Origin of the sequence: Streptomyces roseirectus (genome assembly GCF_014489635.1) — a bacterium.
GTDB classification, from domain to species: Bacteria; Actinomycetota; Actinomycetes; order Streptomycetales; family Streptomycetaceae; genus Streptomyces; species Streptomyces roseirectus.
Window position 1 is genome coordinate 2,722,766 of the sequence record NZ_CP060828.1, and the last position, 23,229, is coordinate 2,745,994.

A 23,229-nucleotide genomic window follows, 5' to 3' on the forward strand; every position below is an offset into this window, starting at 1 on the left:
TCGGTCAGAGCGCGTCCGGGCCGCGCTCGCCGGTGCGGACCCGTACGGCCGTCTCGACCGGGAGGGACCAGACCTTGCCGTCCCCGATCTTGCCGGTGCGGGCGGCCTTGACGATGACGTCGATGAGCTGTTCGGCGTCGTCGTCCTCGGCCAGCACCTCGATGCGGATCTTGGGGACGAGGTCGACGGTGTACTCGGCGCCGCGGTAGACCTCGGTGTGTCCCCGCTGTCGACCGTAGCCGCTGGCTTCGGTGACCGTCAGGCCGTGGACGCCGAACGCCTGGAGGGCTTCCTTGATCTCGTCGAGCCGGTGGGGCTTGACGACGGCGGTGATGAGCTTCATGCGTCCACCTTCTTGGACTGGGTCCCGGCTCCGGCGGGGACGGTGGCGGACTTGACGATGCCGCCGCCGGCGCCGCTGAAGTCGTAGGCGGTCTCGGCGTGTTCGGCCTGGTCGATGCCGGAGATCTCCTCGTCCTCGTCGACGCGCATGCCGAGCGTCTTGTCGATGAGGAAGGCGAGGATCGCGGAGGCGATCAGGGAGTAGGCGAGGACGGCGCCGACCCCGGCGAGCTGCTTCCAGAGCTGGTCGGCGTTGCCGCCGTAGAAGAGGCCCTTGACGTCGGACTGGCCCTTGCCGCTGGCGAAGAAGCCGATGAGGACGGAGCCGAGGACACCGCCGACCATGTGGACGCCGACGACGTCGAGGGAGTCGTCGTAGCCGAACTTGAACTTGAGGCCGACGGCCATGGCGCAGACGACGCCGGTGATGAGGCCGATGCAGATGGCGCCGACGGGGGTGATCGCGCCGCCGGAGGGCGTGATGGCGACGAGGCCGGCGACGGCGCCGGAGGCGGCGCCCAGCGTGGTGAAGGCGCCGTGGCGGATCTTCTCGTAGGCGAGCCAGCCGAGCATGGCGGCGGCGGTGGCGATCTGGGTGTTGACGAACATGAGCGCGCCGACGCCGTCGTCGTTGCCGAGCCAGGACCCGGCGTTGAAGCCGAACCAGCCGAACCACAGGAGGCCCGCGCCGAGCATGACCAGCGGGAGGCTGTGCGGGCGCATCGGGTCCTTCTTGAAGCCGACGCGCTTGCCGATGACGAGGATCACGCCGAGGGCCGCCGCGCCCGCGTTGATGTGGACGGCGGTGCCGCCGGCGAAGTCGATGACGCCGAGTTCGAAGGCCCAGCCGCCGGTGCCCCAGACCCAGTGGGCGACGGGGAAGTAGACGACGGTGGCCCACAGGACGACGAAGAGGGCCCAGGCGGAGAACTTGACGCGGTCGGCGATGGCACCGCTTATCAGGGCGGGCGTGATGATCGCGAACATCATCTGGAAGACGGCGAAGACGAACACCGGGATGGTGTAGCCGGACCAGATGTCCATCTTGTCGATGCCGGACCAGCCGACGAAGTCCGACTCCCAGCCGATGAGGGAGCCGTGGTCCGTGCCGAACGCCATGGAGAAGCCGTAGAGCACCCACAGGACGGTGACGATGCCCATGCTGATGAAGCTCATCATGAGCATGTTCAGCGCGCTCTTGACGCGGACCATGCCTCCGTAGAAGAAGGCGAGGCCCGGGGTCATCAGCAGCACCAGGGCGGAACAGATGAGCATGAAGCCTGTGTTGGCGGCAGACAGCTTGTCTGCGGCGAGCGTGATGGCTGGAGCCATCGGCGTCTCCTCGTCGTCGTACGGCCCCGTGCGGGCGAAGCCTCGGCTGCGGAGTGGGGGCGGGCCGGTTATGGGCCTTGAGACTGGCGCAGCGCGGTTTCGGTCGGGGCCCCTCGCTGTTTCGCGGCGGTGACGAAGGGGTCGCGTGTGTTACGCGTCGGTGAATTGGCTGATGTTCGTCGCGGGGATCGTTATCGTGGCGCAACCTCCCCCGCTTCTGGTGCCGCGAGCACAGGCCGGCCGCGGTCGGACCTCCGAATGACCTGGCATGGGGGAGCCGAGTCGGGCAGTTCGGGAGGGCCGGCCGCGGCCGGGGTTCTCGGGGGTTCAGACCGCTTCGGCGGTCTCGGGGAGTTCGGCGGCGAGGCGGTCGGTGAGGTCGACGACGTCGGTCAGGTCGCCGAATTCGCGGGCCGCGTTGTCGACGGTCTTTCGGATACGAGTGTTGACGCGTTCGGAACGGACCCGCTTGGCGGCGACCATGGCCTCGGTGGCGTATTTGGCGCTCTGTTCGGGCTCCCGCTTGAGGAGGTGGACGGTGGCGACGCCGATCAGGTTGAGGGCGTAGGAGCGCTGGTAGTCGTCGGACTCCTTGGCGAAGAGGTCGACGGCGCGCAGCATGAGGGGTTCGGCGAGGGAGGCGTAGGCGGGGCTGCGGCCGGCGACGTAGGCGAGGTCGCGGAAGGAGTGGGAGTTCTCGCCGTACAGCTCGGCCTCGGTGAAGAAGCCGATCCAGTCGGGGTCGGGCTCGTCCCACTCGGTGGCGTCGGCGAAGGTGTCCTCGGCCATGCGGACGGCCCTTTTGCACCGTCCCGGCTGGCCCATGTTGGCGTAGGCGCGGGCCTCCATCGCATACAGCATGGCCTGGGTGCGCGGGCTCGCGCAGTCGCGGCTGCCGTACTGGGCGAGGTGGATGAGTTCGAGGGCGTCCTCGGGCCGGCCGAGGTGGATCATCTGGCGGCTCATGTTGGAGAGGATGTAGGAGCCGAGGGGGCGGTCGCCGGCTTCCTTCGCGGCGTGCAGGGCGAGGACGAAGTACTTCTGGGCGGTGGGTTGCAGGCCCACGTCGTAGGACATCCAGCCGGCGAGTTCGGCGAGTTCGGCGGCGACCTTGAAGAGGCGTTTGGCGGTGTCCTCGGGGTGGGGTTCCTGGAGGAGGTCGGTCACCTCGTGGAGCTGGCCGACGACGGCTTTGCGGCGCAGTCCGCCGCCGCACTGCGCGTCCCACTTGCGGAACATCGAGGTCGTCGCCTCCAGCAGCTCCAGTTCCTGTCGGGAGAGACGGCCGCGGGCGCGGCTGGTGGGCAGCGGTCCGGCGTCCCTGGGGGCGCTCGGCGGGGAGGGGACGAGCCAGCGCTGCATCGGCTCGATGAGGGTGGGCCCGGCGGAGAGGGCGAGCGAGGTGCCGAGGAAGCCGCGGCGGGCGAGCATCAGGTCGCTGCGGGAGAACTCGCTGAGCAGGGCGATGGTCTGGGGGCCGGTCCAGGGGAGGTCGACGCCGCCGGCGGACGGGGACTGGCGGGCGGCGCGCAGGCCCAGGTCCTCGACGGAGACGACGCAGCCGAACCGTTCGGAGAACAGCTCGGAGAGGATGCGCGGGATGGGCTCGCGGGGGTTCTCGCCGTCGAGCCAGCGGCGTACGCGGGAGGTGTCGGTGGAGATGTGGCCCGCGCCGAGCTGGCGGGCGCGGCGGTTGACCTGGCGGGCGAGTTCGCCCTTGGACCATCCGCTGCGCACGAACCAGGAGGTGAGCAGCTCGTTGGGACGCTTGTCCGCGCTCGTCCCGCTGCCTTCGTTGCCGCTCACTGGAACGCCCCCATCCCTGAGACCACTTGCAGTCGCGGGCCGCTTCGCCCGACTGCGCCAAGCCTTATCAGAATGCCGGTAAATAGACCTGCCGTCCGGCGTTTGTCACCCTTCGAACTGACGGGCGACTTGCCTCCGGCATACCCACCGGTGCGTGTTCCCCCAGGCCCCGCACACTCAAAGTAATCCTACGATCACCCGTCCGGCCATGGCGTTCGGGGAATCGCCACCATTCGCCACCCCTTCGGATGAACTCAGGGCGGCGTGTACGCGATTGACTTGACGCGGGACAGCCCGAGCGAAGGGGAGGATGCACTCGGGGGCGCGCACGGGCAGGTTCACCACCCTCGCGCTTCAGTGCGCCGCCCCGATCCGACGGCATCCCGGAGATCATGAGTACGGAGAGTCACGCTCCGCGCCCTTTGCGTGACCACCGGTGCGTCGGACCCGTTGGAGGGGGCATGGGCTTCACGATCGGCGGCATTCGCGAGATCCGTTCCGGCGCGCGCAGGCGCGGTCGCCACCCCGAGTGCACGGCCATCGCCGAGTTCACGGGCCTGTGGGGGTGGGACGTCGTCCCGGGCGCCCATGTCATCGCGGGCGCCTGCTCCTGCGGCCGCCCCTGCCGCACGCCGGGCGCCCACCCCCTCGCCCACTTCCCCCACCTCCCGGCGGGCGCCACCCTCGACGAGGTGACCGCCCTCTGGTCCACCCTCCCCGACGCCCCGGCCATGCTCCCCGTCGGCCGCGCCTTCGACGTCATCGAGGTCGCCGAACCGGCCGGCCGCCGCGCGTTGAGCCGCCTCGAACGCATGGGCCTCCCCCTCGGCCCCGTGACCGCGACCCCGGACGGCCGAGCCCACTTCTTCGTCGCCCCCGGCGCCGCCACCTCCCTCCCCGACCTCCTCTACCGCATGGGCTGGGACGACCCGACAGCCCTGGACCTACGGGGCTTGGGCAGAGGCGCATACATCACGGCCCCACCGTCGGACCGAGCGGGCCTGGGCCCGGTGACGTGGCTCCGCGCACCAGACCTGGACTCAGCGACAAAGCCCCCGGCAGCAAGGCTGCTCCTGGGCACATTGGCGTACGTGGCACACAGGTCAAGGGCATAGAAAAGTGCCCACTCCAGCAAGAGGAGAGGGCACTTTTCAAGGCGCGGCGACCTGTCGCTCTTTAGGGGCGCGGGGAACTGCGCGAACAACCACAACGCACCCGCAGCCGCCACACAACCGAACCAGGCACCCCAGTAGGCGCCCCTAGTCCCCGATAAGCGCATCAACAAACGCCTCAGGCTCGAACGGCGCCAGATCATCAGCACCCTCCCCCAGCCCGATCAGCTTCACCGGCACCCCCAGCTCCCGCTGAACCGCCACGACGATCCCACCCTTGGCAGTCCCGTCCAGCTTCGTCAGCACGATGCCCGTGATGTCGACGACCTCCGCGAACACCCGAGCCTGAACGAGCCCGTTCTGCCCAGTGGTCGCGTCAAGAACAAGCAGCACCTCATCGAGCGGCGCCTGCTTCTCGACGACCCGCTTGACCTTCCCCAGCTCATCCATGAGCCCGGTCTTGGTGTGCAACCGCCCGGCGGTATCGATGAGGACGACGTCGACCCCCATCTCCTTGCCCTCCTTCACCGCGTCGAACGCGATGGAGGCGGGATCCCCGCCCTCGGGCCCCCGGACGGTATACGCCCCGACCCGCTCCCCCCAGGTCTGCAACTGATCGGCGGCGGCGGCCCGGAACGTGTCCGCGGCCCCGAGCACGACGGTCCGCCCGTCGGCGACGAGAACGCGCGCGAGCTTGCCGGTGGTCGTGGTCTTCCCCGTGCCGTTGACCCCGACGACCATGACGACACCGGGCTTGCGCCCCTCGGGCTCGGTCCGCACGGTCCGGTCCACGTCCGTGCCGACCAGCTTGAGCAGTTCCTCGCGGAGCAGCCCGCGCAACTCCTCCGGCGTCCGCGTGCCGAGCACCTTGACGCGCTCGCGCAGACCGTCGACGAGTTCCTGGGTCGGCGCGACACCGACGTCGGCGGTGAGCAGGATCTCCTCGATCTCGTCCCACGTGTCGTCGTCGAGGTGTTCGCGCGACAGCAGCGTGAGCAGGCCCTTGCCGAGCGCGTTCTGGGAGCGGGAGAGGCGTGCGCGGAGCCGGACGAGGCGGCCGGCCGTGGGCTCGGGGACCTCGATCGCGGGAGCCTCGGGCTCCTCGGCGACCGGCAGGTCGACTTCCTCTATCGTGCGCCGCTCTTCGTCGCGCGGCGTCTCGGCCTCGTCACCGACGTGCGGCTCGGCCGGGGGCGCGGTCAGGTCGGGCGTGGTGGACGGCGGCGGAGCGGGCAGCGACTTCTTGCGCCGCCCCCCGACGACGAGCCCACCGATCGCCCCGAGCAGGACCACGGCGATGATGACTACAAGGATGACGGTTTCCATAACAGGACCAGTATGCGTGACCTGTTCCGCCCCGGCCGGTCCCCGGCGTCCGCGTGACGTACCCCTGGTTACCTGACGTGCCGTCAGCTATGGTCCCTCCCCCACCGACGAAGGGGCCGCCATGCCCGTCTCCGTGCTCCGTTTCAACCTCGCCGCGCCCGGGGCCTCGCCGGGTGAGCTGGCGGACCGCTATCAGGCGGCGCTGCGGATGGCCGCGTACGCCGACGGGCACGGGGTGACGACCGTGCAGACGGAGGAGCACCACGGTGCCGAGAACAACTGGCTGCCGTCGCCGTTCACGTTCGCGGGGGCGGTGCTGGGGGCGACGCGGCGGCTGGCGGTGACGGTGTCGGCGGCGATCGGTCCGCTGCACGATCCGCTGCGGCTGGCGGAGGACATCGCCGTCCTTGACCTGCTGAGCGGGGGCCGGCTGATGACCGTCGTCGGGATCGGCTACCGGCGTGCCGAGTACGACCGCGCGGGGGTCGCCTGGGAGCGGCGGGGGCGGCTCCAGGACGAACTCCTCGAAACCCTGCTCCAGGCGTGGACCGGTGAGCCGTTCACGTTCCGGGGCCGCACGGTACGGGTCACCCCGCGCCCGGCGACGTCCCCGCATCCCCTCCTCCTGGTGGGCGGCTCCTCGGAAGCCGCCGCCCGGCGGGCCGCCCGTCTCGGCCTCCCCTTCTTCCCCAGCGCCCACCTTCCGCACCTGGAGACCTACTACAAGGACCGCCTGACGGAGTACGGCACCGAGGGCTGGACCCTGATGCCACCCGCCGAGACCCCCCTCCTCCACCTCTCCGAGAACCCCGACGAGACCTGGGCCACCCACGGCCGCCACTTCCTCCACGAGGCCCGCACGTACGCCTCCTGGCAGTCGGCCGGCATCCACTCGGTCGTCCACTCGACCGCGACGACGATCGACGACCTGCGCGCGGAGGGCGTCTACCGCGTCCTCACCCCGGCCGAGTGCCTGTCCCAGGGCCTCGACAACCTCGTCCTCCACCCCCTGGCCGGCGGCATGCCCATCGAGGAGGGCTGGCGCAGCCTGCGCCTCTTCGCGGAGCAGGTGCTGCCGGAGGCAGGTGCCTGAGAGCCCGCCCCCGCACACGGAATCCGCCGCCCCCGGGAAACCGGGGGCGGCGGTCGTGTTCGGGGAGAGGGGCAGCGGGGTCTTGGCCCCTCTCCCCGGGATCGGGGGTCAGCCCATCTCCTCCAGGGACTTGCCCTTGGTCTCCTTGACGAACTTGAGGACGAAGGGGATGGAGAGGGCGGCGAAGACGGTGTAGATGACGTAGGTCGCGGAGAGGTTCCAGTCCGCGAGGGACGGGAAGCTCGCGGTGATGGCCCAGTTGGCGATCCACTGCGCGGAGGCGGCGACACCGAGCGCGGCGGCGCGGATGCGGTTGGGGAACATCTCGCCGAGGAAGACCCAGACGACGACGCCCCAGGACAGCGCGAAGAAGAGGACGAAGATGTGGGCGGCGACGAGGGCCGTCCAGCCCTGCGCGGTGGGCAGCTTGCCGTCGACGAGGTCGTAGGAGAAGGCCCACGCCTCCAGCGCCAGACCGATCACCATGCCGACGGACCCGATGAGCGCGAGGGGCCTGCGTCCGACCCGGTCGACGAAGATCATCGCGATGACGGTGCCGACGATGTTGATGATCGACGTCGTGAAGGAGTAGAAGAACGAGTCGGTCGGGTCGACGCCCACGGACTGCCACAGCGTCGAGGAGTAGTAGAACGCGACGTTGATGCCGACGAACTGCTGGAAGACCGAGAGCCCGATGCCGATCCAGACGATCGGCTTGAAGAAGAAGCCCCCGCCGAGCAGGTCCTTGAACGTCGACTTGTGCTCACTGCGCATCGCGTGCTCGATCTCGGCGACCCGCGCGTCGAGATCCGCGCTCTCCCCCTCGACCTCGGCCAGGATCTCCCGCGCCCGCTCCCGCTTCCCCACGGACAGCAGGAACCTCGGCGACTCGGGAATCGCGAAGGACAGCAGCCCGTACAGCACCGCCGGCACGACCATCACACCCAGCATGACCTGCCACGCTTCGAGCCCCATCAGCTTCCCGCGCTGGTCACCGCCGGCCGCGTTCAGCAGCCCCCAGTTGACGAGCTGCGAGATCGCGATGCCGATGACGATCGCGGCCTGCTGGAACGACCCGAGGCGCCCCCGGTACGCGGGCGGCGCGACCTCGGCGATGTAGGCGGGACCGATGACGGAGGCCATGCCGATGGCGAACCCGCCGACGACCCGCCACAGCGCGAGGTCCCACAGCGCGAACGGCAGCGCGGAGCCGACGGCGGAGACCGTGAACAGCACGGCGGAGATCTGCATGCACCGGATACGCCCGATCCGGTCGGCGATCCGCCCCGCCGTGGCCGCGCCGATCGCACAGCCGATCAGGGCGATGGCGATGACCTGCGCGAGTGCGGCGGAGCCGATGTCGTAGCGGTCCCGGATCGCCTCGACCGCGCCGTTGATGACGGAGCTGTCGTAGCCGAAGAGGAATCCGCCCATCGCCGCGGCGGCGGCGATGAAGATGACATGCCCGAGATGATCGGGATGGGCCTTGGCTCCTGATGTGGATGCCTGCGCTGTGCTGGTCACGATCAACTCCTCGGGCCACCGGCAACGCTGCCGGCCATGGTCAGCCCTTCCAGTGGCGCACAGCACGCCGCCGCCCACCACCTGAAGGGAAAAGCAACGCCCCAGAGGCTATGCCTTCAAGTTGTGAACTCCAAGACCAGGGGATGTGAGATACAAGCCACTCCGAGGACGGAATACGTTCAAGTTTTGAACTCAAGGGAGTGGGCAGACGCTCAGCGCAGCCGCTGCGAGATCACCTTCGACACCCCGTCGCCCTGCATCGACACCCCGTACAGCGCGTCGGCGACCTCCATCGTCCGCTTCTGGTGCGTGATGACGATCAGCTGCGACGACTCCTGCAACTCCTGCATGATCCGGATCAGCCGCTGGAGGTTCGTGTCGTCGAGCGCCGCCTCCACCTCGTCCATCACGTAGAACGGGCTCGGCCGCGCCTTGAAGATCGACACCAGCAGGGCGACGGCCGTCAGCGACCGCTCCCCGCCCGACAGCAGCGACAGCCGCTTCACCTTCTTGCCGGGCGGGCGCGCCTCGACGTCCACACCCGTCGTCAGCATGTTGTCCGGGTCCGTCAAGACCAGCCGGCCCTCACCGCCGGGGAACAGCCGGCCGAAGACGCCCTCGAACTCCCGCGCCGTGTCCCGGTACGCCTCGCTGAACACCTGCTCGACGCGCTCGTCCACCTCCTTCACGACCTGGAGGAGGTCCGTGCGCGTCTTCTTCAGGTCCTCAAGCTGCTCGCTCAGGAACTTGTGACGCTCCTCCAGCGCCGCGAACTCCTCCAGGGCGAGCGGGTTCACCTTGCCGAGCTGCTGGTACGCCCGCTCGGCCGCCTTCAGCCGCTTCTCCTGCTCCGCACGGACGAACGGAACGGGCCGCGGCTCCTCCTCCGGCTCCTCACCGTCCACCGACGGCGACGGGGGGACGAGCTGATGGGGGCCGTACTCCTCGACCAGGCCCGCCGGCTCCACCCCCAGCTCCTCCAACGCCTTCGTCTCGACCTGCTCGATCCGCATCCGCTTCTCGGCGCCCAGCACCTCGCCCCGGTGCACGGAGTCGGTCAGCTTGTCCAACTCGCCCTTGAGTTCCCGGCCGACGGTCCGCTCCGCCGCCAACTCCTGTTCCCGCGCCGCCTTCTCGGCCTCGGCCTCCGCGCGGTCGGCCTCCGCCGCGCGGACGGACTCCTCCACGCAGGCCAGGAGTTGGCGCGCGCCGGACGCCACCGCGCCCGCGACGTCCGCCTCGTACTTCAGACGGCGCTCGCGCTGCTCCGCCCTTGCCCTCGCGTCGCGCTCCGCCCTCGCCGCGCGGTCCAGTGAATCCGCCCTGCCCGCAAGGGCCTTGACGCGTTCCTCGTGCGTGCGGGCCTGGAGGCGGGCCTCCATCTCCGTCTGCCGCGCGTTCGCGCCGTCCGCTGCGAGGCGGTCGCGGGTGGCGGTGTCGGGTTCCTCCTCCACCGGCAACTCCTCGGCGACGGCTAGGCGTTCGGCCAGGATCTCCACTTCCTCCATCGCCTTGTCGAGGGCTTCCTGTGCGCGGGCCGCTGCCGCGGTGGCGCGTTCCGCCTCGCCTGCGGCGCCTCTCGACTGGCCTGCCAGGCGGCCGAGTTGCTGGGCGACGGTGGACTTCTCCTTGGTCGCGGTGCGTTGGCGGTCGGCGACTTCTTCGAGGCGGGCTGCGCATGCGGTGCGGTGTTGCCGGGCGGCCTCCTGTTGTGCGGTCAACTCCTCGCAGGTGGCGGCCAGTTCTTCCAGCTCCGCTGCGGCTTCGTCCACGGATGCCTGGACTTCGAGGAGGCTGGGGGCGCCGGCGGAGCCGCCGTGGGCGAGGTGGGCTGAGAGGAGGTCGCCTTCGGTGGTGACTGCGGTCAAGTGGGGGTGGGTGCGGATGAGTTGTTCGGCGGCGTCGAGGGTGTCGACTACGACGGTGTTGTGGAGGAGGTGGTGGATTGCGGGGAGGAGGTCGGAGGGGGCGCGGACGAAGGTGGCAGCGAGAGGAGCATTGGCGGGTACGGGTGCATCGTGGTTGCTCGCGCAGTTCCCCGCGCCCCTAAAAACCTCTCCTCCCGCCAGTAGAAGAGTTGCCCTTCCTCCGTCCTGCTTCCTCAGCAACCTGATCGCCTCCGCCGCCGCCCCCGGCCCCCTCACGGCCACCGCGTCCGCCGCCGCGCCGAACGCCGCTGCCAGTGCGACCTCGTAGCCCGGTGTGATCGTCAACAGCTCTGCCGCTGGCCCCAATACACCCGTCAGCCTGTCCTGTGCCGCCAGCAGTATCCCCGTGCCGTCCTTGCGGCGGAGCCCCAGCGACAGCGCTTCGTGTCTCGCCTTCGTCGCCGCCCGGCGGCGCTCGACCACCGTGACCGCCTCGCGCGCCGCGCTCAACGCGGCCTCTGCCTCGGAGAGTTCGCGTTTCGCCGCCGCGTGGGCCTCGGCCAGCTCGGCGTCGTCCGCGTCGAGGCCGTCCACCTCCGCTTTCAGCGCCTCGTACTCCTCCTGAGCGGTGGCTGCCCTCTCGACCGCCTCGTCGCGGGACGCGGTGAGGCGGTCGATCTCGGACTGGGCCGAACTCGCGCGGGAGCGGGCCGCGTTGACCTGGCCGGAGAGGCGGGCCAGGCCCTCGCGGCGGTCGGCGATGGCGCGGGCGGCGTCCCGGAGGCGGCGTTCCTCGGCGGCCAGTTCGCGTTCGAGGTCGGCGCGGTGGGCGACCGTGTCCTCCAGAGCGCGTTCGGCGGCGTCGAGGGCGGCTTCCAGTTCGGCTTCCTGTTCCCGGACCCGGGCCGCTTCGCGTTCCAGGTCCTCGGGGTCGCGGCCCCGGCGTTCCTCGGCGGGCGCGGAGGTGGCGCTCTTCACGCGGGCGTCGGCGAGGGAGATGGTGCCCCGGACGCGTTCGGCGAGCTGGGAGAGTTCGTACCAGGTCTGCTGGGCGCGCTGGAGGCGCGGGGTGAGGCGGCGGACCTCGTCCTCCAGGTGGGCCTCGCGCTGGAGGGCCTTCTTGAGGTCCTGCTCGGCGGCTTCCTTGCGTTCCTTGAGGGCGGCCTCGTCGGCGATCTCGGTCTGGAGGGCGGCGCGCAGGCGCACGAGGTCGTCGGCGAGCAGCCGCAGCCGGGCGTCGCGCAGGTCGGCCTGGATGACGGCCGCGCGGCGGGCGACGGCGGCCTGGCGGCCGAGCGGCTTGAGCTGGCGGCGGAGTTCGTCGGTGAGGTCCTGGACGCGGGAGAGGTTGGCCTGCATCGCGTCGAGCTTGCGCAGCGCCTTCTCCTTGCGCTTGCGGTGCTTGAGGACCCCGGCCGCCTCCTCGATGAACGCGCGGCGGCCCATGGGGTCGGCGTGCAGGACGGAGTCGAGCTGGCCCTGGCCGACGATGACGTGCATCTCGCGGCCGATGCCGGAGTCGCTGAGGAGTTCCTGGATGTCGAGGAGGCGGCAGGTGTCGCCGTTGATCTGGTACTCGCTGGAGCCGCCCCGGAACATGATCCGGGTGATCGTGACCTCGGCGTACTCGATGGGCAGGGCGCCGTCGGAGTTGTCGATGGTGAGGGAGACCTCGGCGCGGCCGAGCGGTGGGCGCCCGGTGGTGCCAGCGAAGATGACGTCCTCCATCTTGCCGCCGCGCAGCGACTTCGCGCTGTGCTCGCCCATGACCCAGGTCAGCGCGTCGACGACGTTGGACTTGCCCGACCCGTTGGGCCCCACGACACAGGTGATCCCCGGTTCGAACCGGAGCGTGGTCGCGGAGGCGAACGACTTGAACCCACGCAGGGTCAGGGCCTTGAGGTGCACGCCGTCGGACTTTACCCGTCAGGGCCCGACGGTTTCGCTGTTGAACGCGGAGGGCACACCACACGTTAAGGAGAGGGGGAGGGGCGCGGAGAAGAGGGCGGGGAAAGAAAAGAAGGGACGCCGAAGCGTCCCTTGCAAATCTTTGACAACACAAGCGGTGCCGTGGAGCGGTGCTGCGGCGATCAGGTGAGCGCAGGCTCCGGCTGGTGTGCGTCGATGCTCTCCATGATCCTGTCGTGAGAAGCGGCAGCCGTCAGCGCGTCGTTCTCGGCCTGGATCCGTCCGAGCTCGGATTCCAGATCCTGGACGCGCTGCTGGAGCCGTCGCATCTCGGCGAGGAGTCGCGGGTCGGAGCCGCCGACGTAACCGAGAAGCGCCTTTGCCATGACTGATGGTCCTCCACACTGAGTGACCGACCGAAACGGTGTGGGTCGTGAGGGATTCGCACCCGCTCCTGGGCAGGATCTAGTTGTTGCTGCCGTTCATCCATGCCAAACAGCTAGGTGCGCGGGGTTCCCTCAGAGTCTCACCAAAAAGTTTGACGGTCAACACGATCACGCCCCGTACGGAGCGGCGTCCGGGCCGCGCACCGCGGTGAGCGGCGGTGCTGCGGGCCTCGCGGAGCCCGGGGGCGTAGCGATCACACTTGGACGGGGAGCCTGCCAGAGCGCGCCCTTCTTGGCAACCACCTGCTTCTTTTCGTGGAACGGCCACCGGTCGCCGGGTTCCGCGCGGCGCCCGTGCCCGCCGGGCTCAGCGGATCGCGAAGCCGTCGTACCCGCCCCGGGGTGTGTCCCAAATCTCGGTGACACCGTCCACGCGGCCGGGCGTGTCGGCTCCGGTCAGCCAGTCCAGCAGTCCTTCACAGTCGCCCCGGGTCCCCTCGGCGACGACCTGTACGCGTCCGTCGGCCAAATTGAGAGCAAAACCACTCAGCCCGCCGATCTCCAGCGCCTTGGCCCGCGTGAACCAGCGGAAACCCACGCCCTGTACGTGTCCGCGGACCCAGGCGACCAGTCGTGCATCCTCACTCATGAACGCAACCTAACCGGACGGATGTCGCTCAGGACACTTCCTCCACGGACGTCATGGGGTACCGTCCCCACCCGAACCAAACTCACCCGATCGAGTGATTCAGGGCGACCGCGAGGAGTCAGCGACCAGAGGGCTCGGGGACCGCAGTGCTCAGGACGCCGCAGGACGAGGAAGGCCAGACCATGGGACGCCACCGACGCTCAGGCGCCGAGACGGGCCATACGCACGGCACCGAGCCCCACGCGGAGGAAACGGGGGGCCACACCCCCGGTATGGGCACCCCGCTCCCCGAGGCGTACGCGGACGCCAACGCGCGCAGCGCCGAGTACCTGTACGCGACGGAGACGGACACACCGCTCACCTCCGACGGATCCCGCCGACGCCGTAAGAAGAAGCCGGTGCGGACGGGGCTGCTCGGCGCCTCCGTGGCCGTCGCGCTCGGGGCCGTCGCCGTCACCTCGGGGCTGGTCCCGGGGCTGGAGAGCTACAAGCTCGGCGGGGACAGCGCGAGCGACACCGCCGGGGACCGTGCGGGCGTCTCGGACGCGCCGACCAACGCGGCGTCCGAGCAGGGCGGCGCGTCGGGCCGGGCGGACAGCGGGAGCGGGACGGCGCCGGGCGCGGGTCTGCCGTCGGCGGCACCGTCCGCCTCGCCGACGCCGTCCCAGGCGCCCCCGGTGAAGAAGGCGCCGGAGAAGAAGGCCGCCGAGGCGAAACCTTCCGCCAGCCCGTCGAAGGCGCCGGTGAAGGAGAAGGAGGCGCCCGCCGAGGTGCCCGCTCCGCGCAAGCCGGAGAGCGCGAAGGCGGCGTCGGCCGTGTCGTCGGAGGCGCAGGCGGCGGCTCAGGTGCTGGTGCTGGTCAACGAGGAGCGGGCGAAGGTCGGCTGCAGTCCCCTGGCGGCGAACAGCGCGCTCGCGGATCTCGCGCGGAAGTTCAGCGAGGACATGGCCGCACGCGGCTTCTTCGACCACACCGACCCGGACGGCAAGTCCCCCTGGGACCGCGCCGCCGCGGCCGGGGTCGGCGACCTCGCCGGCGAGAACATAGCCCGCGGGCAGGCGGACGCGGCCTCCGTGATGGAGGCGTGGATGAACAGCCCCGGCCACAAGGCGAACATCCTGAACTGCGACTTCAAGACGCTGGGCGTCGGTGTGCACTTCGGTTCGGGCGGTCCGTGGTGGACGCAGGACTTCGGGTACTGAGCCGTACGCATCCGGAACCCTCCGTTCACTAACCAGCGGAAAGTGCAACCTGCCGGTTAGCGCTGTTTTCCCTTACCCTTTCCCCATGACCACCACCCCCGAGGCCCCCGCCCCAGATCTCCCGTTCAGCGTGTTCGCCCGCGCCTGTCCCTCCCGGACGACGCTCGAACACGTCACCGGACGCTGGGGCGGCCTGACCCTCGGGGCGCTCTACGAGGGCTCCCTCAGGTTCAACGAACTACGCCGACGAGTCGACGGCGTCAGCGAGAAAATGCTCTCCCAAACCCTGCACGCCCTGGAACGCGACGGCCTCATCCTCCGCGAGGCCCAGCCCACCAACCCCCCACGCGTCGACTACGAACTGACCCCCCTCGGCCGCCAGGTCGCCGAACACCTCCTCGCCCTCATCCACCTCGTCGAGGGCCACATGGACGAGGTGATGACCGCCCGCGCCCGCTACGACGAGACGCGTGGCGGCCGCTGACGGCTCGGGCGGAAGCAGCACGTCCTACGAAATACGCGGCGCCCGCTGGCACTTCGGGCAGAAGTAGCTCGACCTGTTCATCCACGCGCGCCGGGCCATCGGGGTCGTGCAGCGTTTGCAGGGCTCGCCCTCGCGGCCGTACGCGTCGAGGGAGCGGTCGAAGTAGCCGGACTCGCCGTTGACGTTGACGTAGAGGCTGTCGAAGCTGGTGCCGCCGACGGCGAGGGCGGCGTTCATCACGTCACGGGTGTGGCCGAGGAGCTCGGTGGTGCGGGGGCGGGTGAAGCCGGTGGTGGGGCGGTCGTAGTGCAGGCGGCTGCGCCAGAGCGCTTCGTCGGCGTAGATGTTGCCGACGCCGCTGATCAGGGACTGGTCCAGCAGCGCCCGTTTGATGGTGGTGCGCTTGCGGCGCAGGGCCTGGTGGAACGCCTCGTCGTCGAAGAGGGGGTCCAGGGGATCGCGGGCGATATGGCCGATGACGTCCGGGAGGCCGTCGTCCGTCGTGTCGTGGAGGGAGAGGCCGCCGAAGGTGCGCTGGTCGACGAAGCGGAGTTCCGTGCGTACGTCGTCCGCGAACCGGATCCGGATGCGCAGGTGCTTCTCGTCGGCCGCGTCCGGCGGCTGGACCAGGAGCTGGCCGCTCATGCCGAGGTGGGCGAGGATCGCCTGGCCGCTGTCGGCGAGCGGCAGCCACAGGTACTTGCCGCGGCGGGCCGGCGTGCCGATCCGGTGGCCCTTGAGGCGGTGGACGAAGTCGTCGGCGCCCGCGAGATGACGGCGGACCGCCCTGGGGTGCAGGACCTCCGCGTCGGCGACCGTACGGCCGGCGACCCAGCGCTCCAGACCCCGGCGGACGACCTCGACCTCGGGCAACTCGGGCATGGCACTCCCCCGGAAGTGAGCCGAGCGCCCACCCCGGGTCGGGGCGGGCGCTCGGTCGGTTGTTCTCAGGCCGACCGGCAGGGGCCGGTCTTATGCGGAGGCGGACTCGGCGTCGGCGGTGGCTTCGGCAGCCGCCGCCTCTTCCTGTTTGATCCGTTCGTCCGCCGCGGCGCGGATCGCGCGCCACGCGGACTCGGCGGCTTGCTGCTCCGCCTCCTTCTTGCTGCGGCCGGTGCCGGTGCCGTACGAGACGCCTCCGACGCGGGCGGCAGCAGTGAAGGTCTTCTCGTGGTCGGGGCCGGTCTCCGTGACCAGGTACTCGGGGACCCCGAGCCCTTCGGTCGCGGTCAGCTCCTGGAGCGACGTCTTCCAGTCCAGGCCCGCGCCCAGGTTGGAGGACTTCTCGATCAGCGGGTCGAACAGGCGGTGCACCAGTTCGGAGGCCGCGTCGAGGCCCTGGTCGAGATAGACCGCGCCGATCACCGCTTCAAGGGTGTCGGCGAGGATGGACGCCTTGTCCCGGCCGCCCGTGCCCTCTTCACCCCGGCCGAGCCGGATGAAGGAGCCGAGGTCGAGGCCACGACCGACTTCCGCCAGTGCGCGCGAGTTGACCACCGCCGCCCGGAGCTTGGCCAGCTGGCCCTCCGGCAGGTCGGGGTGGGTCGTGTAGAGCGTGTCGGTGACGACGAGGCCGAGCACGGAGTCCCCCAGGAACTCCAGCCGCTCGTTCGTCGGCAGACCGCCGTTCTCGTACGCGTAGGAACGGTGCGTCAGCGCACGCACCAGAAGGGCGGACTCGACGTGGTAGCCGAGCCGCCCTTCCAGAAGCGTGTGGGACGAGGCCGTGGTCTCCGCAGAGTTTTTCTTCGGCGTGGACACAGTGCCTCTCACCAGCCTCAGACTTCGAGGACCTGGCGCTTGTTGTAGGTGCCGCAAGACGGGCACGCGATGTGCTGCAGCTTGGACTCGTGGCAGCGCTCGCACGCAACCAGGGTGGGGACCGCAGCCTTCCACTGCGACCGGCGGTGGCGCGTGTTGCTGCGCGACATCTTCCGCTTCGGAACAGCCACGGCTACTTCTCCTGCTTCTCGTCGACGCCGGTTTCAGCGCCGCTGATCTCGTCCTTCTCGCTGTCCTTGCTGGATACAGCGAGTCCCTGCAATGCCGCCCAACGGATGTCGACGGCGTCATGGTGGTGGCCGGGTTCGTCCGTGAGCCGTACTCCGCACTCGGAGCACAGGCCCTGGCAGTCTTCCTGGCACACCGGCTGCATCGGCAGTGCGAGCACCACCGCGTCACGCAGCACTGGTTCGAGGTCGAACAGGCCGTCCTCGATGAAGAGCCTGTCCTCGTCGTCCTCGGCGTCGTCGTCGGGTTCCGCCTTCTTCGGGCGGCCCCGCTCATCGGCGTCAGGGTACGAGAACATCTCCTGGAAGTCCGCGTCGAGCTCCAGCTCGACCGGCTCCAGACACCTTACGCACTCCCCTTCGGCCTGTGCACGGGCGGTGCCTGTGACAAGCACCCCTTCCATGACCGACTCCAGCCGGAGTTCCAGCTCCACCGGGGCGCCTTCCGGCACTCCGACGACTCCTTGGATGCCCAGATCCTTGGGGGCGTCGATCTCACGGGTCAGGCGCTGGAGCGCGCCAGGACGCCGGCCCAGCTCGTGTGTGTCGAACACGAGAGGGTTGCGGTGGTCGAGGCGGGCGTTGGCGGCCATTCCTGGTTTCGATCTCTTCCGAGCTGAAGGGAACGCCGCCCGTCGGTGCTCCGGGGCAGCGTTGATCGCGGACGTACACGCGACCGAAGAGCCAGGATACTGGAGCTTTCGCCCACAGCCCAATCCGGGTTCGCGTGGGCCGTCCGGGTGAGCGGGCGCGCGGGTTACAGGCCGCGCCCCTGTTCGTACGCCCGCAGCTGCTCCGGCGTGATCATGCCGGTGTCGAAGAGGCTGGTCTCGTCGAGTGCGTAGGACTGCTGGGCGTGCTGCTCGTGCGGCTGCTGGGGCTGCTGGGTCTCGTACGCCTGCTGCTGGTCGTAGCCCTGGTAGGCGCTCGCCGCGTACGGGTCGGCCTGCTGGTAGGCGTACGGGTCCGGCTGCGCGTACGTCTGGTCGTAGCCGCCGTAGCCGTCCTGGTAGCCGTAGGCGGGCTGCTGTTCGTAGGGCTGGACGGCGGGCTGTCCGGCCGGGGCCGCGGCCTGGGCCGGGATCGGGGTGGAGCCGGTGCGGGAGGTCTCCTCGCGGTCGGCGAGGGCCGCGAGGTCGGCGAGGTAGTCGGCGTCCGAGGAGTGCTGGTAGGTCGTGTTGTCGTCGGCGAGGGCGCTGAGGTCGTCGGTGGCGATGCGGCCGTGCAGCTTGTCGCGGCCCCGGCCGACGGCCTCCAGCGTCTTGGCGAGGACGGCCTCGAAGGCGCCGAGCTTGACGTCGACGTAGGCGTCGGCGTTCTTGCGCAGGGTCTCGGGGTCGTGGCTGCGCTCGGGGGCGTCCTCGTCCTCGTAGCCGTTCTCGTCGAGGCCGGGGCCGGTGCCGAGCAGCTTCTCGCGGCCGCGGCCGACCGAGCCGAGGGTCTTGGTGAGGACGACCTCGAAGTTGGCGAGCTTGGAGTCGACGTACTCGTCGGCCTCGGCGCGGACCTCCTCGGCCTCCCTGCGGGCCTCCGCGAGGATGCGGTCGGCCTCGGCCTGCGAGCGGCGGGCGACCTCGGTGCCGGAGATCAGCGAACCGCGCTCGGCGTGCGCGCCGGTGATGATGCGCTCGGCCTCCTGGCGGGCCTGCTCGACCATCTGGTCACGGTCGCCGATCAGCTCCTGGGCCTGGGCGAGGGAGTCGGGCAGCGCGGCCCTGACCTCCTCCAGCAGGGCGAGCAGGTCGGCGCGGTTCACCACGCACGAGGCCGACATGGGCATCGACCTCGCGCCGGTCACCGCCGCCACGATCTCGTCGAGCTTCTTCTGTACGTCCACCTAGGCTCGCCACTCTCTACCGCTGTGTTGGAGACGGACAAGGCGACTGTAGCCGCCTGTCCCATCAGTCCTTGCGCAGACGCTTGTTGAGGGCTTGCAGGACGACCGGCGGCACCAGGTGCGCGATGTCGCCGCCCCACGTCGCGACCTCCTTGACGAGCGAGGAGGAGAGGAAGCTGTACTCCGGGTTCGTCGGCACGAACAGCGTCTCCACCCCGGACAGGCCGATGTTCATCTGCGCCATCTGGAGCTCGTAGTCGAAGTCGCTGACGGCTCTGAGGCCCTTGACGATGGCCGGGATGTCCCGCTGCTTGCAGAAGTCGACCAGCAGGCCGTGGAACGCCTCCACGCGTACGTTGCCGTACTCGGCGGTGACCTGGCGGATCAGGTCGATCCGCTCGTCGACCTCGAAGAGGCCCTGCTTCGACTTGTTGATCATCACCGCGACGTACACCTCGTCGTAGAGGCGGGAGGCGCGGGAGATGATGTCGAGGTGTCCGTTGGTGATCGGGTCGAACGACCCGGGACAGACGGCGCGGCGCACTTGTGATCCCTCGCTCTCCGGTCCGGTCATCGTGCGTCTTCGCACGTAGAGGCGTTGTCGCCCGTGGCGGCGCGACCGTACCAAAACGTTCCCTCGCCGTAGCGGCGGGCCTTGACCTGCTCGAAGCCCGCCGGCCAGTGGAATTCGCCGCCTCTGGTGCTGCGCTCCACGGTGACGATCGCGTCCTGCGTGAGCCAGCTTTCCGTGCGGAGTGTGAGCAGGATCTCGCGAAGATCGTGATCTGTGACCGCGTAGGGGGGGTCGAGGAAGGCGATGTCGTAGGGCGCCGGCGGGGGTGTCCTGATGAGCTGTTCGGCCTTGGCCTGTCTCGTCTCGGCGCCCGGGAGGGCGAGGTTCCTGACGTTCTCGCGGATGGTTCGTACCGCTTTGGGGTCGGCTTCCACGAGGAGGGTGTGGGCCGCGCCCCGGGAGAGGGCTTCGAGACCGACGGCGCCCGAGCCCGCGTAGAGGTCGAGAACGCGTTCGTCCCTGAAGGGGCCGCCGAGGAGGGCTTCCCAGGTGGACATGAGGGCTTCGCGTGCGCGGTCGGAAGTCGGGCGGGTGCCGGTTCCCGGGGGTACGGCCAGTCGACGTCCGCCGGCTGTTCCGGCGATCACGCGCGTCATCTTCAGGTCCTTGGTCGCGGGGTGTGTGCGCATCCAGTGTGGCTCAGCCCTTCTCCAGGTACTGCTCCCTCTCCTTGTCCAGCAGCGCGTCCAGGGCCGTTCGCAGGGCCGGGTACCCCGTGAGTTCGGGATCCCGCGCCACGACCGCCGTCGCCTCCTCCCTCGCCTCCGCGATGACCTCCTCGTCCTCGATGACCTCCAGGACCCGCAGGGAGGAGCGCGCGCCGGACTGGGCCTGGCCGAGGACGTCGCCCTCGCGGCGCTGTTCGAGGTCGATGCGGGAGAGCTCGAAGCCGTCCAGGGTCGAGGCGACGGCGTTGAGGCGCTGGCGGGCGGCGCTCGCCTCGGGCATGTCCGTGACGAGGAGGCAGAGGCCCGGCGCGGAGCCCCGGCCGACGCGGCCCCGGAGCTGGTGGAGCTGGGAGACGCCGAAGCGGTCGGCGTCCATGATGACCATCGCGGTGGCGTTGGGGACGTTGACGCCGACCTCGATGACGGTCGTGGCGACAAGGACGTGGGTCTCGCCGGCGGCGAAGCGGCGCATGACCGCGTCCTTGTCGTCGGGGTGCATGCGGCCGTGCAGGGCCTCGACCCGCAGGCCCTGGAGCGGGCCCTTGGAGAGCTGGTCGGCGACGTCCAGGACGGCGAGCGGGGGGCGTTTGTCGGCGTCCTCGGCGGTCTTCTTGCCGGCCTTCTTGTCGTCCTCCTCGTCGCCGATGCGGGGGCAGACGACGTACGCCTGGTGGCCCTTGGCGACCTCTTCGCGGACGCGTTCCCACGCGCGGGTGAGGAAGTGGGGTTTGTCGGCGGCCGGGACGACATGGGTGGCGATCGGGGAGCGGCCCGCCGGGAGCTGGTCGAGGACGGACGTCTCCAGGTCGCCGAAGACGGTCATCGCGACCGTGCGGGGGATCGGTGTCGCCGTCATGACGAGCAGGTGCGGCGGCTGGGTGCCCTTGCTCCGCAGCGCGTCGCGCTGTTCGACCCCGAAGCGGTGCTGTTCGTCGACGACGACCAGCCCCAGGTCATGGAACCGCACCTTGTCCTCGATCAGCGCGTGCGTGCCGATGACGATGCCCGCCTCGCCGGTGACCAGGTCGAGGAGCGCCTGCCGGCGTGCGGCGGCGCCCATCGAGCCGGTGAGCACCACGACTTTCGTCGCCCGTTCCGAGCCGCCCAGCATCCCGCCCTCGGCCAGGTCTCCCATCATCTCGACGACCGACCGGTGGTGCTGCTGGGCCAGTACCTCGGTGGGCGCGAGCATCGCGGCCTGTCCGCCCGCGTCGACGACGGCGAGCATGGCGCGCAGGGCGACCATCGTGTTGTGGGTGACGGTGAAGTGGTCGGTGACGTAGGCGTGGCTCGGGTGGGCGACGCTGATGCACTGGACGGGTTTGCGTCCCACGTGCTCGACGGCGCGGATGCTTCGCCGCGGCGGCGGGAAGGTGCCGGGGAGCGTCACCGAGACGTCGAAGGCGGCGTGCTGGGGGGTCACGCGGGCCGTGCCGCCGAGTGACCTCACGAGCCAGGCGACGTCGTCCGCGAGCGTGGCCGACGCGGAGCGGAACGAGGTGTCGCGCCCGTCCCCCGTGTCCAGGAGCCCCTGGAGCAGGGCGAGGCGGTTCTTGACCGAGGTGTTCTTGAATTCCTCGGGGACGGACAGTTCCTCGGGGACGGACGCGCCGGGGGAGGCGGTCTCCCGCAGTCGCAGCCCGAGCTGGTGGGGGTCGCTCGGCAGCGGGGCGTCTCCCCCGAGGTCCACCGGGGTCGCGGTGGGGAGGTGCCACTTGGGCGAGCCGTCGGCCTCGCGCAGGTCCGCGCGGATCTCGCGTGTGGTCATCACCTCGGGTTCCTCGCCCCGGTGCCACGCGCGGCCGGTGCCGACGATCCACAGGTGTTCGTCGTCGCACTCGACGGTGCTGCCGTCGCAGAGGACGAGGCGCCACACGTCCCGTTCGCCCTGGGGGTAGACCCCGTCGACGACGGCGGTCTCCCCTGCGGGGACGATCACCTCGTCGCCGCGCCGGATGGCGCCCATGGGCCGGAATCCGGCGGGTGTCAGGACCAGCGAGTCCAGCGGCTGGGCCTTGCCCGAACCGACCTCGCCCTGGAGGAGGCGGTGCATCGGGTGGCTGGTGGCGAGGTCGTCGAAGATCTCCCGGGAGACCTTCCGCTGGCCGTCGGTGAGGGTGAAGGGGAGGCGGTCGTCGAAGGCGGTGAGGAGGCCGTCCGGCGACGGGACGCGGGGGACGGCGGGGAGTTGGGTGTCGGCGTGGCGCCGGCGGGCGAGGGCGACCTGGAGGACGAACGCCTCGTCCCACTTGAGGCGGGCGCGGGCCTCGGCGATGTCGGACTTGGTGTGCGGGCGGTGGATCTTGAGGAGGGCTTCGGGGAGGGAGACGAGGGAGCGGCCCTCGCGCAGGGCGGGCGGGAGGGGGTCCAGGGCCTCCTGGGCGGCGGGCAGGACCGTCTGGATCGCCTTGGCGAGTTTCCAGGACTCCAGTTTCGCGGTGGCGGGGTAGAGCGGGATCAGGGCGCCCGCCCAGTTCTCGACCGATTCCCCGGCTTCGGTGTCGTCGCCCGTCAGGAGCTGGTAAGCAGGATGGGCGAGCTGGAGCCGGCGGTTGAAGACGGAGACCTTGCCGGCGAACATCGCGCGGGTGCCGGGGAGGAGGTCCTTGTGGGGTTTGTGCACGCCGTTGCCGAAGAAGACGAGCTGGAGACGGCCGCTGCCGTCGGTGATGGTGACTTCCAGTCGCTGTCCCTTGCCGCGCGGCGCTTTGGAGGAAGCGAACGTGTGCAGCCGGGCGTCGGCGACCATCGCGACCACCGTCACGTGCTCGTCCATGGGCAGGTCGGCGAGGTGCGTGAGCTGGCCGCGCTCCTCGTATCTGCGCGGATAGTGATGGAGGAGGTCACCGACCGTGTGCAGGCCGAGGTTCTCGGCCATCACCTTCGCGGTGGCGGGGCCGAGCAGTTTTTTGAGCGGTTCTTCCAGCGCGGACACGAGATCCATTGCACACCACACCACTGACAATGCCCTAGACATGTCCTGAAACCCCTGGTCAGCCGCGCCGCTTCGGCCCTAGGATGACCCGCCTCACGCCATCCCCTCCGCGGTCACCGCCCCATTCCGGGACCGCCCGACCCCGCGCCGACGAGCACCCCCCACCGGCGCTGC

General features: G+C 70.2%; 20 protein-coding genes. 4 read left to right on the plus strand and 16 right to left on the minus strand.

Going from position 1 to position 23,229, the window contains the following annotated elements; translation table 11 throughout:
- Positions 1-4: 4 nt before the first annotated feature.
- From IAG44_RS11075 to nsdA, 3 genes are all read right to left on the minus strand, one after another.
- On the minus strand, positions 5-343 hold the full coding sequence (locus tag IAG44_RS11075) for a P-II family nitrogen regulator (protein ID WP_003997576.1): 339 nt from the start codon (positions 341-343) through the stop codon (positions 5-7).
- A complete protein-coding gene (locus IAG44_RS11080) occupies positions 340-1,674 on the minus strand; it encodes an ammonium transporter (RefSeq protein WP_187746970.1) in 1,335 nt (444 codons plus the stop codon). The genes IAG44_RS11075 and IAG44_RS11080 overlap by 4 nt, the downstream gene beginning before the upstream one ends.
- Positions 1,675-2,001: 327 nt before the next feature.
- Entirely contained in the window at positions 2,002-3,480 is a 1,479-nt protein-coding gene (nsdA, locus tag IAG44_RS11085; RefSeq protein WP_187746971.1) for a transcriptional repressor NsdA, read from the minus strand.
- A gap of 461 nt (positions 3,481-3,941) precedes the next feature.
- Between nsdA and IAG44_RS11090 the strand changes: the two genes are divergently transcribed.
- Entirely contained in the window at positions 3,942-4,595 is a 654-nt protein-coding gene (locus IAG44_RS11090; protein WP_187746972.1) for a bifunctional DNA primase/polymerase, read from the plus strand.
- A 144-nt stretch (positions 4,596-4,739) separates the two neighbouring features.
- Here the strand turns inward: IAG44_RS11090 and ftsY are convergent, their stop codons facing one another.
- Positions 4,740-5,918, minus strand: coding sequence for a signal recognition particle-docking protein FtsY (ftsY, locus tag IAG44_RS11095; protein ID WP_187746973.1), 1,179 nt, complete (start codon positions 5,916-5,918; stop codon positions 4,740-4,742).
- Positions 5,919-6,039: 121 nt separating this feature from the next.
- Here ftsY and IAG44_RS11100 point away from each other — a divergent pair, with 121 nt between their 5' ends.
- Entirely contained in the window at positions 6,040-7,011 is a 972-nt protein-coding gene (locus IAG44_RS11100) for an LLM class flavin-dependent oxidoreductase (RefSeq protein ID WP_187746974.1), read from the plus strand.
- Between the two features lie 108 nt (positions 7,012-7,119).
- Here the strand turns inward: IAG44_RS11100 and IAG44_RS11105 are convergent, their stop codons facing one another.
- The 4 genes from IAG44_RS11105 to IAG44_RS11120 all read right to left on the minus strand — a co-directional run bounded on the left by IAG44_RS11105 (position 7,120) and on the right by IAG44_RS11120 (position 13,346).
- On the minus strand, positions 7,120-8,535 hold the full coding sequence (locus tag IAG44_RS11105) for a sugar porter family MFS transporter (protein WP_187746975.1): 1,416 nt from the start codon (positions 8,533-8,535) through the stop codon (positions 7,120-7,122).
- A gap of 212 nt (positions 8,536-8,747) precedes the next feature.
- Positions 8,748-12,311, minus strand: a complete 3,564-nt coding sequence (smc, locus tag IAG44_RS11110) for a chromosome segregation protein SMC (protein ID WP_187746976.1) — start codon at positions 12,309-12,311, stop codon at positions 8,748-8,750.
- A 182-nt stretch (positions 12,312-12,493) separates the two neighbouring features.
- Complete coding sequence (locus tag IAG44_RS11115) at positions 12,494-12,697, minus strand: hypothetical protein (protein WP_187746977.1); 204 nt, start codon at positions 12,695-12,697, stop codon at positions 12,494-12,496.
- 367 nt (positions 12,698-13,064) lie between these two features.
- Positions 13,065-13,346, minus strand: coding sequence for an acylphosphatase (locus IAG44_RS11120; RefSeq protein WP_187746978.1), 282 nt, complete (start codon positions 13,344-13,346; stop codon positions 13,065-13,067).
- 182 nt (positions 13,347-13,528) lie between these two features.
- Between IAG44_RS11120 and IAG44_RS11125 the strand changes: the two genes are divergently transcribed.
- A complete protein-coding gene (locus IAG44_RS11125) occupies positions 13,529-14,548 on the plus strand; it encodes a CAP domain-containing protein (protein ID WP_187746979.1) in 1,020 nt (339 codons plus the stop codon).
- Positions 14,549-14,633: 85 nt separating this feature from the next.
- A complete protein-coding gene (locus IAG44_RS11130; protein ID WP_187746980.1) occupies positions 14,634-15,032 on the plus strand; it encodes a winged helix-turn-helix transcriptional regulator in 399 nt (132 codons plus the stop codon).
- A gap of 24 nt (positions 15,033-15,056) precedes the next feature.
- On the opposite strand, the gene mutM is transcribed toward IAG44_RS11130, so the two are convergent.
- From mutM to IAG44_RS11170, 8 genes are all read right to left on the minus strand, one after another.
- A complete protein-coding gene (gene mutM / locus IAG44_RS11135; protein ID WP_187746981.1) occupies positions 15,057-15,914 on the minus strand; it encodes a bifunctional DNA-formamidopyrimidine glycosylase/DNA-(apurinic or apyrimidinic site) lyase in 858 nt (285 codons plus the stop codon).
- A 90-nt stretch (positions 15,915-16,004) separates the two neighbouring features.
- The gene (gene rnc / locus IAG44_RS11140; protein ID WP_187752617.1) at positions 16,005-16,793 is read right to left on the minus strand and encodes a ribonuclease III; all 789 of its coding nucleotides are present in this window, start codon (positions 16,791-16,793) and stop codon (positions 16,005-16,007) included.
- A 17-nt stretch (positions 16,794-16,810) separates the two neighbouring features.
- Positions 16,811-16,984, minus strand: coding sequence for a 50S ribosomal protein L32 (gene rpmF / locus IAG44_RS11145; protein ID WP_187746982.1), 174 nt, complete (start codon positions 16,982-16,984; stop codon positions 16,811-16,813).
- Positions 16,985-16,986: 2 nt separating this feature from the next.
- Positions 16,987-17,634, minus strand: a complete 648-nt coding sequence (locus IAG44_RS11150) for a YceD family protein (RefSeq protein ID WP_187746983.1) — start codon at positions 17,632-17,634, stop codon at positions 16,987-16,989.
- Positions 17,635-17,798: 164 nt separating this feature from the next.
- A complete protein-coding gene (locus IAG44_RS11155; protein ID WP_187746984.1) occupies positions 17,799-18,878 on the minus strand; it encodes a DivIVA domain-containing protein in 1,080 nt (359 codons plus the stop codon).
- Positions 18,879-18,942: 64 nt separating this feature from the next.
- Complete coding sequence (gene coaD / locus IAG44_RS11160; RefSeq protein WP_187752618.1) at positions 18,943-19,422, minus strand: pantetheine-phosphate adenylyltransferase; 480 nt, start codon at positions 19,420-19,422, stop codon at positions 18,943-18,945.
- A gap of 26 nt (positions 19,423-19,448) precedes the next feature.
- Positions 19,449-20,081: a 16S rRNA (guanine(966)-N(2))-methyltransferase RsmD gene (gene rsmD, locus IAG44_RS11165; RefSeq protein WP_187746985.1), complete on the minus strand. Its 633-nt coding sequence runs from the start codon at positions 20,079-20,081 to the stop codon at positions 19,449-19,451.
- Between the two features lie 10 nt (positions 20,082-20,091).
- Positions 20,092-23,064: a helicase-related protein gene (locus IAG44_RS11170; RefSeq protein WP_187746986.1), complete on the minus strand. Its 2,973-nt coding sequence runs from the start codon at positions 23,062-23,064 to the stop codon at positions 20,092-20,094.
- Positions 23,065-23,229: the final 165 nt, after the last annotated feature.